Genomic DNA, 13629 nt, shown 5'->3' on the forward strand with positions numbered 1-13629 from the left:
ATTGATTGCAGGCTCTAAACGGCGCGCGCCGGTTCACGCAGAGTCGCGCTAAGCGACCCTGCGCCCCCTGATTCGCACCACACCGTTGGCAATCGCCTGGTAAAGGCGATACGGGACGACTACTTGGGCGGCGACGATGATGGCATGCCTCAATGGGAACGCCCGTTTCACGACGGCCTGGGCAAACAGCATGACTGCATAGGAGCGATTAGATGTGGATGCGACTCGCGCACACGGCCAACCGCGGCCCGCCCAGTAAGCGCGATCTGATATCTCACCCGTTCTTCTCATCCGGTCGAAGTACGCGAGCAATGGCGCGTAACTCGCGTTCCTGGACACGCGTGCATAACCGACTTTGTCTTCGAGCACAATCAGCGGCTCATCAACGAATTCGAACAAAGCACCGGCGTTCCCCGCGCGAATTGCAAAATCGCTGTCCTGAAACCACGGCAAAGACTCGTCAAATCGTACGCGGCGTGCAAGAGCGGCTGATACAACGATCGTGGACGTTCTGATGGTGCCGGGTGTACACAGGATGTACTCGTCGATGCGTTCATCTTCCTGAGCGCCTTCGGCAGGGCGGACCCACTTCTTCTCCATCCCCCTCTCCACGATCATCTGCGAATACAGCAACACTTCGCCGCCGTGCCGCTGGAGCACCTCCGCGCATTTCTCCAGCTTATTCGGCAAAAAACGATCATCTGAGTCCAGTAGCGCAATATAACGCCCCTTCGACAGCTCGAAACCGTGGTTCCTCGCACTACTGGCGCCACCGTTATCTTGTCGAACATAACGGAAACGGCTGTCGTCCATCGAATGAACCACAGCCGCTAGTTCATCCCCGTCACGCGAGCCGTCATCCACCACGATGCACTCGAAATGTGGGAACGTTTGCGATTGAACGGACTCCAACGTAGAGCGAACCACTTCGGATCGGTTGTAGGTCGGGATGATGACGGAGAAAAGCGGTGGGTCGGTGTCATCGACCATGGCTTTGGGGTCTCCTTCGCCTGAGGGCATGCACAGATCGACGTATCGACAACTCCGAGAATCGGCGCAGATCTGCACATTGTCTCGCAGAGTATATCCGGGCCTCCGCCCGGACGTGCGCTCCCCTGCTGGCGCGAAGCATGATCACGCTATCGCTCTCTGTGGACGAAAGTACTTGCGGCGGAGAGCCATCCAGGGCAAGCTCCTCAGTGAAAGCTGTCGACGTGCGGCACCGAGCCGTCCGTGTGACAAACTGCGCTCACGACAATCACGCCGTTCCGTGCGTCGCACCTCGTCGAGCACCGCGCGAATGGAGAAACGCCGTGAAGATCCTGTTCGTCTGCACCGGGAACATTTGTCGTTCCCCGACGGCAGAGCGGCTTGCGATCGCGTACAGCGCTCGATCGCAGGCTCACGGCGACATCGAAGTGTCCAGCGCTGGAACGCGAGCCGTGATCGGGCACCCGATCCATCATGAGGCGGCAGTGGTACTGGAGGAGATGGGCGGTCAGACGACGGATTTCGCCGCTCGGCAACTCACATTCAAGATCGCCTCCAAGGCCGACCTGATCCTCACCATGACGAAGGCCCATCGAGACGCCGTATTGGAAGTCGCACCACGCCAACTGCGTAGAACCTTCACCCTTGGAGAAGCCGCCCGGCTCGCAACAGATCACGACGCCCGAAACGTCGCTGACCTATCAGCGCTCCGACCGCAACTGGGCTCGCACGAGGCGGATGACATCCCCGATCCGATTGGGCAAGATGCGGAGGTCTTCGCGATGGTAGGTGCGCGTATCGCCGAACTGCTCCCGCCGGTTCTTGCGCTTTGCCAACAGCAGGACGCCTAGGTTCCGTCCGCCTTTTTGCCGCTACGGTCTGCCGATACCGCGGTACGACCAGCCCGCTCCGCGCCACTTGACCGGATCAAGGCAGTTTCGCCCGTCGATCACGACTCTTCGGCGCACCGCACCCGCGAGGTCTGTGGGCTCTACGGCAGTGAACTGCGTCCACTCCGTCAGAATCATGACCACATCGGCGCCTGCGCACGCTGCAGTCATATCCGGGGCGTACTGCAACGTCGGAAAGAGCTGTCGCGCATTCTGCATCGCCTCGGGGTCATAAACGGTAACCGCGGCGCCCTGCAGCTGGATCTGTCCTGCGATGTTCAACGCCGGCGAATCGCGAACGTCATCGGAGTCCGGTTTGAACGCAGCTCCGAGAACGCCCACGCGCGCGCCGATGAAGGAACCGCCTACGGCCTCTCGCGCCAACTCCACCATCTTGTTTCGCCGACGCATGTTGATGCTGTCCACTTCCCGGAGGAGCGCGAAGGCTTGTCCTGCACCGAGTTCCCCCGCCATGGCGATGAAGGCACGAATGTCCTTGGGCAGGCAGCCGCCTCCGAAACCGATCCCTGCGTTCAGGAACCGCCGTCCGATTCGGGCATCGTGCCCAATGGCGTCTGCAAGTACCGACACGTCCGCGCCCGTCGCTTCGCACACCTCAGCGATTGCGTTGATGAACGAAATTTTAGTTGCGAGAAACGCATTCGCGGATGTCTTGACCAACTCAGAGGTCGCCAAGTCGGTCACCAGGAACGGAATCTGTTCTTCCAGCAGCGGCGCATAGACGTCACGAGCGACAGCCTCAGCATTGCCGGGGCGGTCTCGATCCACACCGAGCACAATGCGATCGGGATGCAACGTGTCCTTCACCGCGAAGCCCTCCCGCAGGAATTCGGGGTTCCATGCGAGTTCTACCTGCCCCGTAGCGGGGGCAAGAGTGCGGACTCGAGCGCCCAACCTCGCTGCCGTGCCGGCCGGCACCGTTGACTTTCCGAAGATGACCGCCGGGCGGGTCAGCAGTGGTGCCAACGACTCGACAACAGCCTCGACGTGCCTCAGATCTGCGGCAAGTTCGCCTTGCTTCTGCGGAGTACCGACGGCGATGAAGTGCACGTCGGCGAATTCGGCGGCCTCCTGATAGGAGGTCGTGAAACGCAGCCGGCCAGCATCGATATTGGCCCGCAACACGTCCGGCAGACCCGGCTCGTAGAACGGCAGCTCTCCCATGGCCAGCTTGGCTAGTTTGCCTTCGTCGATGTCTACGCCAAGCACGTCATGGCCGAGTTCTGCCATGCAGGCGGCATGGGTCGCACCGAGATAACCGGTGCCGAACACCGCGATTCGACAGCTCATGAGTCCCCCCTTTGAATTCCTCCCACGCGTCATCCTAACTATCCGTCCGGGAATCCGCTCCGATGGGCGTTGCGACGAGGAAAGACACCCCCCGTCGCCCCCATCGCCAGACCAAATCGTCGGTGCGGCAGCGATGTCGGCAGTGGGTCCCAGCGATGCCGCAGAGGAGACGATGACGTCGGACAGCCGAATCGCCGTTGAGTAGCGCTTCTTGGCATGACGCCTCCATGGTTGATGGGTGACGGCATTGCGTCGGCAGAACTGCGAGGCCGGCACATCAGCGATCGAAGATCCATTGACTATCGGCATCTTGCAACGGGAAAGACACATCTGAGTAGAGTTTGCTGCCTCCATCCCAAGACACGGATAGCGTGCGTGCCTACCCGACCTCTTGTCAGCTCTACCATCGGGCACAGTGAGCGTGTGGCAGTTAGGGCAAACGGCGCTGATTTCGCGAGGATGCGAGCGTCGAGGTCAGCGAGCACCGCCGATGACCAAGCCGAGTACACACTTGGGGAATCGAAGCTCGATCGCCGTCGGAGAACACCGCTTCTAGTCGTGGCCGTTTGCTGGAGCTTAGTAAGGGATCTCGGGTGCGCCTCATGCGGCGCACCCCATTAAGCCGCAGCCCCGGCAAAGAGCGTCCCGGGCCACCGGCGCGTCGAAGATGATGGCGCTGCCACCCCTGGCACCGAGGTCGCCGAGACGGTGACCTCGGTGCGGCTGGGCGCGACTACTACGCGCGGGTAGCCGGCAACGACTACTCCGTGGACCCGCATGCAATCGGCCAACGCGTCGACGTGACCACCACCCTGGCTCAGGTGACGGTGACCCGGGCAGGGACGCCTGCTGGCGGCCCATGACCGCTGCTGGGCGGCGCGACGAACCGTCACCGACCCAGCCCCGTGGCGGCCGCTGCGGCGTTGCGCCGACAGTTCCAAGTCGGCCCACCGCCGGCTGCAGGTGATCAGCTGGTTCGGGACTTGACCGACTACGACCACACCTTCGTCGTCGACTTCGCCACGGCCACAGTCACTCCGACGACGAGGTGGTCTGATCATGGACGACGATCCGATCACGGTGGTCCTGCACTACGCCCAAGCTCTCAAGGCGCCGCGCATCCGCGAGTCGGCCGCCTACCTAGCCGAGCAGGCCCGCGACGCCAACCGGAGTCATGAGGAGTATTTGGCAGCAGCGCTCTCCCGGGAGGTCGCCGCCCGCGAGGCCTCCGGTGCGGCCACCCGTATCCGCTCAGCGGGGTTCCCGACCCGCAAATCCTTGGAGGGCTTCGACTTCGACCATCGGCCCGCCTTGAATCGCGACATAATTGCCCACCTAAGCACGGGAGCGTTCCTGGCCAAGTCCCACAACGGGGTGCTGCTCGGCCCACCAGGAACCGGCAGAACCCACCCAGCTATGGGCAATCCCCGCTGCCTCGAGATGCCGCCGACATTTACACAATCGTCGACGCCGCGCTTATCTTCGGTGCTGGAACTAACCGCGTAACGAGCGCTAGTGCTCCGATACGCGGCTCGCGTTTTGCACGTAATCCGCTAGCGCCTCGACAGCGTTTCCGGGTACGTACCCTGTAGATTCAATCTTGGCTAGGTCCAGCACACTACTGCTCGGTCGCGGAGCGACAGGATCCGCTGAGGACCCGAAGTAGTCTTCGGTGCTGACGCCGGTCACCCTGTCCGGGTCATGGCCGGCGGAAGCGAAAACGCACCTCGCGATCTCTGCCCAGGACATAGCGGGTCCACCGCCGGTAACGTTGTAGGTCCCGAACGAAGCACCCGTTTCGATGAGGTGTCGGATGGCCTGGGCGAGTTCTGAAGTGAAGGTCAACCTTCCATGCTGGTCGTCGACGACGAAGGGGTCGACGTCACGCTGGGCTAGGTCCAACATGGTTCGCACGAAGTTGCGGCCGTCGCCAGTCACCCATGAGGTGCGCAAGATGTAATGGTGCGGGACGGCGGCCACAATTTGATCACCGGCGGCCTTCGTCTGCCCGTAAACACCAAGGGGGCACACCGGGTCTTCCTCGCGGTACGGCCGCGTTGCGGTGCCGTCAAATACGTAGTCACTAGATATGTGAACAAGCACGATCTTGTACGCGTCGGCGACACGCGTTAGGGCGCCCACGCCGGTAACGTTGGTCTCCCATGCACGCACGCGGCCATCCAGAGTCTCTGCTTCGTCCACCGACGTGCAGGCCGCGGCGTTGATGATCACGCCGTAGTCGCGCCACCTGCGGGCAGAACCAAGATTGGTGGCGGTGATATCGATGTCGGCCCGGTCAGCGTACTCGACGTGAGGTGAGTCCGCGTACGCCTCGCGCAGCGCGCGGCCCAGCTGCCCACCCGCGCCAAGGACCAATACTTTGGGCGGCAGAATGGGCGAGATGTCAACCAGATAGGGGTGGGCTCGGTCCTTCGCCGATAGTTCCGCGCGATCCAACGGGATCGGCCAATCGATGGCGATGGTTGCGTCAGCGAGGTTCACCGATGTGTATACGGCGGCCGGTGAGTAATGGTCGTTGACGAGATAGGTGTATGCCGTGTTGGGCTCCAGCGTTTGAAACGCGTTGCCGACTCCACGAGGCACGAATACCGCTCGAGACGGATCAAGCTCTGCGGTGAACACGGTGCCGAATGAGGGCCCGACGCGCAGGTCGACCCACGCGCCGAAGATACGTCCCGTCGCGACCGAAACAAACTTGTCCCACGGCTCGGCATGGATGCCTCGCGTCGTTCCCAGTGCGTCGTTGAACGAGATGTTGTTTTGGACCGGCGAAAAGTCGGGCAGCCCAGCGGCCATCATCTTCTCACGCTGCCAATTCTCTTTGAACCAGCCGCGATTGTCACCATGGACGGGAAGGTCCCAAACCGACAATCCTGGGATTGGAGACATGGTGCGCCGCAACGATCCGCCATACTCTGTCAATTGCTCACCTCTTCGGTCACTGGCCGAGTAGGGCGTAAAGCGCCTCCGTGGCGTCCTTACCGGCCGACCACCAATCCTCATGGTGGCGATACCACTCGATCGTCGCGGCCAAGCCTTGCGCGAAGTCGCGGTATTCCGGCTGCCAGCCGAGTTCACTGCGCAACTTGGTGGAGTCGATGGCATAACGCAAATCATGGCCGGCGCGATCGGCGACACGGTCGTAGGCATCCGCGGGTTGGCCCATAAGAGTCAGGATCAGTTCGACCACCGTCTTGTTATCCTTCTCGCCGTCGGCGCCGATTAGGTACGTTTCCCCAATCCGACCTTTCTCCAGTATCGCCAGCACCGCTGACGAGTGGTCGTCGACGTGGATCCAGTCGCGTACGTTGTGCCCACTGCCGTACAGCTTGGGCCGGATGCCGCGGAGGACATTGGTGATCTGGCGCGGGATGAACTTTTCGATATGCTGAAAGGGCCCGTAATTATTGGAGCAATTCGAGATCGTCGCGGCGACGCCGAACGACCGGGTCCATGCACGCACTAACAAGTCGCTGCCGGCCTTCGTCGAGGAGTAAGGCGAGGACGGGTTGTATGGGGTGGATTCGGTGAACCTGCAGGGGTCTTCGAGCGCTAGATCGCCGTACACCTCGTCGGTGGAGATGTGGTGAAACCGAGTGTCGTGTTTGCGTGCTGCTTCCAACAACGCGAATGTGCCCACCAAGTTGGTCTGTAGAAACGGGTGTGGGTTGCGCAACGAGTTGTCGTTGTGCGATTCGGCCGCGTAATGCACCACCGCGTCTGCGGACGCTGTCAGTCGGTCCACGAGCGCAGCATCCACGATATCGCCCCTGACGAAGTTCACTCGTGACTCTGGCAATTCAGACAACGACGCGCGGTTACCAGAATACGTAAGTTTATCCAGCACGGTCACATGGTGATCGGTGTGGTTGATGACGTGGTGCACAAAATTGGACCCGATGAATCCCGCGCCTCCGGTGACCAGCAGCTGCGCCATACCCCCCCATTCCTGCAAGTTCAGCAAGCGATTACATTGCCGCGGAGCGACGCCAGTCTCGCCGTTATGCGGAAATCATCGCCTACAGCAACAGGATGACTGGCTTGCGTCGAATGTACCGGAATCCCCACGTGGAGTCCTGTCCTGTGACGCCGACTCGATCCGGTCGGATTTCGGCCACCCGACCTGGAACAGCGGTACCTTGTGCCCTTGATTGGCGAGGGCCTAGCACCGCCGAACCTCTCTGGCTGCGCCACTACGCTGGCCCCATTTGTCCCGTGGATTAGATCCGCCGATGATGAGCGTTGACGGTTCGCCTTACCAGATGTGGCACCGGCGCAAACGTAAGTATCCCGCCCACGACGTTGGCATCTACCTTGCCCAACTTTTCCACGGCTGACTCAAGCTCACTCTCCGCCAGATCGCCGTACCGGGCGACGATGACTACAGCATCACTATGAGTCGCGGTCACCGCCGCGTCGGTGAATGCCATCAACGCCGGTGTGTCCATAAGGATGAAGTCATAGAGCTTGCTCAGTTGAAGGAGAATTTTTTCAGCACCATCGGCGCTGAGGAGGTCACTCGGGTGTCGACACGGATAGCCCGCCGGAATCACTTCGAGCGGCATGGAGCTTGGCGTGACGACGATGTCGTCGAGCCCGCACCTTCCCGCGAGGGCGTCGGCCAGACCTACATGGCCAGCCAGACCTAGGAGTTCCGTCAAGTCCGCCTCGCGCAGGTCCGCATCAACGACAGCGACCCTGTGGCCAGCATCAGAGAGCGCGATTGCCAGACCGACGAGCGTCGTGGTCTTGCCTTCACCAGGGCCGGCACTGGTTATCGAGATAATGCCTGATGGACTGTCTTTGAGCGCATGAGTGAGGTTGGTTCGAACTTCCCTGAAGCCCTCCATCACGTAGTCGTCGCCGGTGACCATCTCGACAGGATCCTTAGATCGGTTTCGCGACCGCGGGACTGAACCCAGTGGCGGACGGCCTATGATCGCGGCGAATTGCCTGGCGTCACTAACGCTCCGACTCGTCCCCCTACGGAGATTGGCTACCACCAAACCGATCGCGAGTCCCGCCAGCGCGCCAAGCCCGGTGTTCCTAAAGGTATTCGGCGACACCGGAATAAGCGGCGTCGCGGCGGGTTGGACTAGAGTCACCGTAGGTCGCGGCGTGGAAGGTGCCGTCTTGAGTTGTAACTCAGCCACGAAATCTGCGAATTCGAATGCCGTGGCGTTTGCGATTTCTCGCGCCATCGTGGGTGATGAGTCAGAGACTGTCAAATTGATTAGCACCGTTTCGGGCTCGACAAGCGCCTCCACCTTCTTTGCGAGTTCGGCGGGCGCCATGTCGAGCTTGAGACTTTGCACCACTCGTTCGGTGACGACCTGACTGGATGCGAGTCGCACCAGCGACAGCGCAATCTGCTGCGATGCCGTGGTCTCCTGGTAGGAGGCATTGCTCACCGGTGCGCCCCCGGTGGTCGATACGAACAGAGCCGCGTGTGCCTTGTAAACCGGTGTTGCAGCTGCGGATACAGCAAAGCCGATCAACGCGCCCAGCAGACCGAACGCAAGCCCGAGAATCCAATAACCAGCGAAACTATTCGGTAACAAAGTTCGGATCTTCACTTGGATCCCCCATCGTATGATTAATTGACACAGAGTAACTAGAATCGCGTTCCGGCACTGCTTAAGACATGTTCGGTCGCCGGGTTCAGGTAACAGCGCATCGCACTCGTCGGCCCATACAGATTTTGAGTACTCAATGTGCTACCGGGCGCGACTCTGCGCGGACGCACGCTACCGTTCTTACGACTGGAGCGGCTGTGCCTCAGCACGACCCTGATCCTGTTTCTGGTCTGGTTCTGTTTTGCGTTCCCGCGCCACCGAAAAGACCCGAACCATGTGGCTGAAGGTGCCCTGAACTTCGCGCGGGCGGAACGGGAGCCTATGCGGGCGTGCGCTTTACCAGAGCGGACGAGGGAGACCACGCGCGGGTCATATTCCACCAACGGACGCCCGCCGACGATTGGATTGAGCCTGCCAGACTTCGGTATTCCGATGACGCTAGCGTGGCATCGGAGCAGCCCCGGGTGCTGCCTTCGGCAGTTGCTGTGACCATGAATTCGACGAGCCTGCGCTAGGGCTGAGTTCTGATAGCTCTCGTCGCTGCACACCGTTCCACTCCTCCAGGCGCGATGCGCGACGGCCTGAAGCAGCTCACGAGGCCATGAGGCGTCAGCGCGCACCGTGCACCGCCTGAATACACCAATCTGGCCCACTGTCGAACCGCACCAGAGTGAGGGTTCCTCCTGTCGTCACCTCGATCGGCGAGGCCGTCGCCTCGAAATCGATGTTCCCGCCGGAGTCGAAAAATACTGAGCCTCCCGAGGCTTTGAACACAATGGTTTCGCCCGGGAATCGGTTGGCAGTCACGACCCGTACAGGTGTCGGTGATGCCTTAAGCGCAACCGTGGTCGCCGCTCCGACGTTGATCTCGTCAGCAGGGTCAATGAGTGTGGTGAGATTCCGCGTCGTCAACTCGCCACTGCTCATCGTATTGGTCAATGACACAGTGGCTCCGCTGTCGTCCGCAGCCGCCGCGACACCGAATCGGCCAATGAATACATTCCCGGAACCGGAAATCTCCGAACCGCTCGCGGCCCGTATCGAGAATGCCTCACCGTCTCCCTGTGCCGCATTGGCAAAATGGCTGCGAGCGACTCGGTTGCGCCCCGCATTCACGAACAGCAAGCCGCTATCCAGCCCTTCGAAATGGCACGTGTCGAATGTGATCGATTCCGCGCCATCGACATAGACACCTAGCTGCGCCTGCTGGAATGACACGCCCGCGAACAGGTGGGTGTGCCCCGACTTATCGGACAGATATCGGGAGAAGCCGTCGGCCGACGGATCGTAGTGATCGAGTTGCCTGCAGATTTTTGCGTTCGTGCCGGGATGCGGGCCCTCCGATCCGAATCCGTCGATCCTGCCATTGAGCCACACCGTCTGATTCACCTGGCCAGACATCAAAAGGCTCGTCGAACGTTTGGAGTCGTGCGGACGCTCCAGCACCACGTTGGTGAACGTCAGGAACTGCACCGGATCTCGCGAGTCGTTGCCACCGCCTTGGAGCCACAGTTGCGCACCTCCGAAGCCCCACACACGAATGCTCCTGAAGTCCGAGTGCCAAAGTCCGGAGGCGTCGTCACTGTCGGCTCGGCGGGCCTGTACGTGAATCCCATGTCGTTCATTGCTGTCGGCAGCGTGAAAACCGATGCCTTCCACGAGCACGTTGCGGACACGACCGGAGTCGATGGTCAGTAGCGCGCCGTTGCCGGAACCTGGCACCGCACGAATCACCGTGCTCTCCGGGCCGGCGCCAACCAGTCTGGTCTGATCCCGGAGTACCAGGTTATCCGCCACGTACGATCCGGCGGGGAGAAACAGCGTCAGCCCATGGGCTCTGGTGAAGTCGATTGCATCCTGAAGATGGATCGATTGATCCGTCTCACCGGGCATGACGCCGAAGTCTCGTGCATTGGCCATGACACCGCCTAGGTCGGAGACCACTTCAGGTGTTTCGCGGGGAACCTTTGCGCCACACGCCGCACCCCCGAGCGCGACCGAAGCAGTCAGACCCGCCATCAACACACGTCTTCGACCACCAGATACTGACCTGTCAGACACTTTCAAATCGCTTTCTCCGCAGGGTCATCACCGCTTCCGGTTGCGGTTTACTAATCTCTGGGTTCGCCTCCGCGTTCCATGCCGGTCCGTAGCACGCTCCGAGGATGAGGACGAGCCCGAGGTAGGTTGCTGGGAAGCCGAGCCCGCCTGTAGTGACAGTCCCTACGGCTAGCCCGGTTGCTACTACCAGCAGTAGCTTGCGCCGAGTCAGAGCGGAGGGCGTGGTCGGCCAGGTGTTACGGGATGCCGCCCGTGCCAGGGCGTGGAGCATGAACCCCAAGTACAGAACGAGGCCCACGATCCCCGTTTTCATCAAGAAGTAGGCATACCCGTTATGCAGGAACGCAGCTCCGGTCCGGCTGAAAGTAGACCTGGTAGAGGCGGTCTCGAACCCGAAATTCACGTGACTCCCCCAGCCCTGACCGATCCACTGTGCATATGCTGGCTGCGCTTCGAACTGCACCATCGCCCGATTGAGCTCGAAAGCGCGGTAGCTGTCCGCGATTTGGGTCCGGGTTTCGAGTTTGGTACCGGACACTTCTGTCACAGAGTTCGCAAGGCGAGTTATGAAGTACTCATCGATGAACAGATGGGCTACCGGTAAGCAAATTCTTGTGAGCACATAGATACTTGCAGCCGCCGCCATCGCGGCAGCCACGGTGATCAGCAGCCTGGGTACATTGACGGAGAGTCGGTTTCTTTGGCCGACCGTCAGCCCGGTCGCTCCGACCACGAGGATGATCAACAGAAACATCAATCCGCGCGACAGTGTCATCAGCATCGACATCACCAAGACGGTGGCAGATCCGATGATCAGGGTCCGGTGCGTCGTCTTTGCCGAATCGCGAAGCAGGACAAGCGTAGAACAAAGCGCGGCGAACTGCGTCACAGAACCACGGCCGGCCTCGAGCCGGAACAAATACAAGTCAGTCGCGCCGCTTGACAAGACCTCGCTGAGCCTCACCAGATGCACGACGGAGATGAGCAAGCCGGCGGCAACAACCGCGATCAGTAGCAGTCGGAGCGTGTGGCGGCTATATGAGAAGTAGCACCCAACCGAGAGATAGAGCAGGTAGGACAGCGAAATTCCCAGGTCTCGCTGTACATCTACATCAAGGCTCGTCTGGCCACGGACGTCGGCCAGAACGGCTGATCCCAGACCCAAAATTAGAATCCCCACCAGCCACACAGCCGCGCCAGGAAACTTCGGCACGGGCAGTCCGGCGCTGCATAGGATCGCCACGCCAATCGCCGTCACCGAAACGGCGATGCCGATGATGGGCCCCTGATACTCCGCTACCACCAGTGAAATGAATACCGCCGCCGCGAGGAAGACCCAGCCTCGCGAAAAGCAGCCGGACGCCGACGGATTGGTTGAACTAGCCAAGGCGATCATCCATCCCGTTTCACTGCGACCGCGTCGAGCATGCGCTGAGAAATAGCGGCATGTCCTCGGTCGTTGGGATGAAAAGAGTCGGACAGCCCGTCGAAGGCGGCGACGCCCGCGGGGCCCGTGTTTTCCGCAATCTCCGCGATGTCACTGATACTGCGGAACACACCCCCACGGGCTTCACACAAGTCCTTGATGATGGTGTCGAACCTGGCGCTGACATCCCTGGGGCGCCAAGCTCCCATACACAGTAACGCCGCGTGAGGCGCGGCACTTCTAATCCGGTCGAGCAGCTCGGCGTAGTCCTGCCGAAAGATCCTGTGAGTCACCCGCACGGCGTCATTGGTGCCCAGCTCGATAACATAGAGATCCTGATCACGTGGCATGCCGGGACTCTGGAGGGCGAGTTGGACGGTGCCACCATTCGAATTGAGCGAGTTGTCAGCCACGGGTCCATCGGCCCGCCAATCCTCCACCATCAGTTGGTGAAACCCGTTCTCCTGCGAGCTCGCATAGAGGCCGCGATCCAGGGAATCTCCGACGAAAGTTACATGCAGCGGTTCACCCGGTGCCAGCGTGACTTCAGCTTTCTGGGGACTCAACGCCGTCGTTTCCGGAGACCCGAATAGGTAGGCGACGAGGGCAGTGCACACCAGCATCAGCGCCAAGCTGGCGACCAGGAGGGCTGAACCGCGGTTCCAGCGAACAGCTCTCATGGGCGCATCCGCTCCTTTAGGACTTTGGCCGGGACTCCTCCAATGATGCAGTTCGGCGGGAACTCCCCCCTTACTACGCTTCCCGCTGCTATTACGGAGCCGCTGCGCACATGCGACCCCGCTAAAAGCGTGACGCGGGCACCTATCCAAACATCGTTCTCCACAATGACTTCCGACTCAAAGGTGCCCTGACTGCGGATGGTCTGGTCCAGAGAGTTGGTGATGTGTTCCTGCGAGTGGAAGGTGACGTAGGGACCTACGATCACGTCGCGTCCGATCGTCACTCCGCCGCTGCATCCTATATGCGCGTAGTCGCCGATCCCGCTGTAGTCGCCAATGGTCAGGCCGACACCGCGTTTGGAGAGCTGACTCGTCGTCGTGACGATCGATCTTCTACCAATCTTGGCACCTCGTCCGAGGTGGACGCCTCTGACACCGCTGGCGTCCACAATCGATCCGGCCCCGAGCGTGGAGAAGTGTCCGGCGACGAGATTGCGCTTACACATAATGTGGACAGATGGACCGCGGAACACTCTTCTGCGGAGTGTTAGGAGTCCACGTAGCAATTGCGACGCTCGCGCGACGTACTGGGCGTATAGAAAACTCCTCGGAATCTCGGTGTCGACGGCATAGTTCCTGCCGGACTGCATGATCACGTGATCGACCAGCCTCAT

At 60.8% G+C, this 13629-nt stretch carries 11 protein-coding genes and 1 pseudogene; 3 read left to right on the forward strand and 9 right to left on the reverse strand.

Annotated elements, in window-relative coordinates; all coding sequences use genetic code 11:
- Positions 1–48: 48 nt before the first annotated feature.
- Positions 49–990 carry a glycosyltransferase family 2 protein gene (locus I7X18_RS23095; RefSeq protein WP_193046304.1) on the reverse strand — a complete coding sequence of 314 codons (942 nt, stop codon included), beginning with the start codon at positions 988–990 and terminating at the stop codon, positions 49–51.
- A 323-nt stretch (positions 991–1313) separates the two neighbouring features.
- Here I7X18_RS23095 and I7X18_RS23100 point away from each other — a divergent pair, with 323 nt between their 5' ends.
- Positions 1314–1841: an arsenate reductase/protein-tyrosine-phosphatase family protein gene (locus I7X18_RS23100; RefSeq protein WP_232375309.1), complete on the forward strand. Its 528-nt coding sequence runs from the start codon at positions 1314–1316 to the stop codon at positions 1839–1841.
- Positions 1842–1862: 21 nt separating this feature from the next.
- Here the strand turns inward: I7X18_RS23100 and I7X18_RS23105 are convergent, their stop codons facing one another.
- Positions 1863–3191 carry a UDP-glucose dehydrogenase family protein gene (locus I7X18_RS23105; protein WP_193046306.1) on the reverse strand — a complete coding sequence of 443 codons (1329 nt, stop codon included), beginning with the start codon at positions 3189–3191 and terminating at the stop codon, positions 1863–1865.
- 767 nt (positions 3192–3958) lie between these two features.
- On the opposite strand from I7X18_RS23105, the gene I7X18_RS30135 reads away from it, so the two are divergent.
- Together I7X18_RS30135 and I7X18_RS23110 are read left to right on the forward strand one after the other, a co-directional pair.
- Positions 3959–4054: a hypothetical protein gene (locus I7X18_RS30135; RefSeq protein ID WP_404822811.1), complete on the forward strand. Its 96-nt coding sequence runs from the start codon at positions 3959–3961 to the stop codon at positions 4052–4054.
- A gap of 196 nt (positions 4055–4250) precedes the next feature.
- Positions 4251–4613 (forward strand): annotated as a pseudogene (locus I7X18_RS23110) (ATP-binding protein); the annotation flags it as partial.
- 90 nt (positions 4614–4703) lie between these two features.
- Here the strand turns inward: I7X18_RS23110 and I7X18_RS23115 are convergent.
- From I7X18_RS23115 to I7X18_RS23145, 7 genes are all read right to left on the reverse strand, one after another.
- On the reverse strand, positions 4704–6134 hold the full coding sequence (locus I7X18_RS23115) for a sugar nucleotide-binding protein (protein ID WP_404822813.1): 1431 nt from the start codon (positions 6132–6134) through the stop codon (positions 4704–4706).
- 16 nt (positions 6135–6150) lie between these two features.
- Positions 6151–7149 carry a dTDP-glucose 4,6-dehydratase gene (gene rfbB / locus I7X18_RS23120; RefSeq protein ID WP_193046308.1) on the reverse strand — a complete coding sequence of 333 codons (999 nt, stop codon included), beginning with the start codon at positions 7147–7149 and terminating at the stop codon, positions 6151–6153.
- 283 nt (positions 7150–7432) lie between these two features.
- Positions 7433–8788, reverse strand: a complete 1356-nt coding sequence (locus I7X18_RS23125) for a tyrosine-protein kinase domain-containing protein (protein WP_193046309.1) — start codon at positions 8786–8788, stop codon at positions 7433–7435.
- 609 nt (positions 8789–9397) lie between these two features.
- Complete coding sequence (locus I7X18_RS23130) at positions 9398–10708, reverse strand: glycosyl hydrolase family 28-related protein (RefSeq protein WP_193046310.1); 1311 nt, start codon at positions 10706–10708, stop codon at positions 9398–9400.
- A 133-nt stretch (positions 10709–10841) separates the two neighbouring features.
- Positions 10842–12245, reverse strand: a complete 1404-nt coding sequence (locus I7X18_RS23135) for a hypothetical protein (protein ID WP_193046311.1) — start codon at positions 12243–12245, stop codon at positions 10842–10844.
- Positions 12242–12955 carry an SGNH/GDSL hydrolase family protein gene (locus tag I7X18_RS23140; RefSeq protein WP_193046312.1) on the reverse strand — a complete coding sequence of 238 codons (714 nt, stop codon included), beginning with the start codon at positions 12953–12955 and terminating at the stop codon, positions 12242–12244. The genes I7X18_RS23135 and I7X18_RS23140 overlap by 4 nt, the downstream gene beginning before the upstream one ends.
- Complete coding sequence (locus I7X18_RS23145; RefSeq protein WP_193046313.1) at positions 12952–13629, reverse strand: acyltransferase; 678 nt, start codon at positions 13627–13629, stop codon at positions 12952–12954. The genes I7X18_RS23140 and I7X18_RS23145 overlap by 4 nt, the downstream gene beginning before the upstream one ends.

Source organism: Mycolicibacterium baixiangningiae (genome assembly GCF_016313185.1).
Taxonomy (GTDB): domain Bacteria; phylum Actinomycetota; class Actinomycetes; order Mycobacteriales; family Mycobacteriaceae; genus Mycobacterium; species Mycobacterium baixiangningiae.

Coding starts and splice junctions, on each gene's coding strand:
- I7X18_RS23140 (WP_193046312.1), bottom strand. CDS start 12,955: ATGAGAGCTGTTCGCTGGAACCGCGGTTCAGCCCTCCTGGTCGCCAGC.
- I7X18_RS23135 (WP_193046311.1), bottom strand. CDS start 12,245: ATGATCGCCTTGGCTAGTTCAACCAATCCGTCGGCGTCCGGCTGCTTT.
- I7X18_RS23130 (WP_193046310.1), bottom strand. CDS start 10,708: ATGGCCAATGCACGAGACTTCGGCGTCATGCCCGGTGAGACGGATCAA.
- I7X18_RS23095 (WP_193046304.1), bottom strand. CDS start 990: ATGGTCGATGACACCGACCCACCGCTTTTCTCCGTCATCATCCCGACC.
- I7X18_RS23145 (WP_193046313.1), bottom strand. CDS start 13,629: ATGAGGCTGGTCGATCACGTGATCATGCAGTCCGGCAGGAACTATGCC.
- I7X18_RS23105 (WP_193046306.1), bottom strand. CDS start 3,191: ATGAGCTGTCGAATCGCGGTGTTCGGCACCGGTTATCTCGGTGCGACC.
- rfbB (WP_193046308.1), bottom strand. CDS start 7,149: ATGGCGCAGCTGCTGGTCACCGGAGGCGCGGGATTCATCGGGTCCAAT.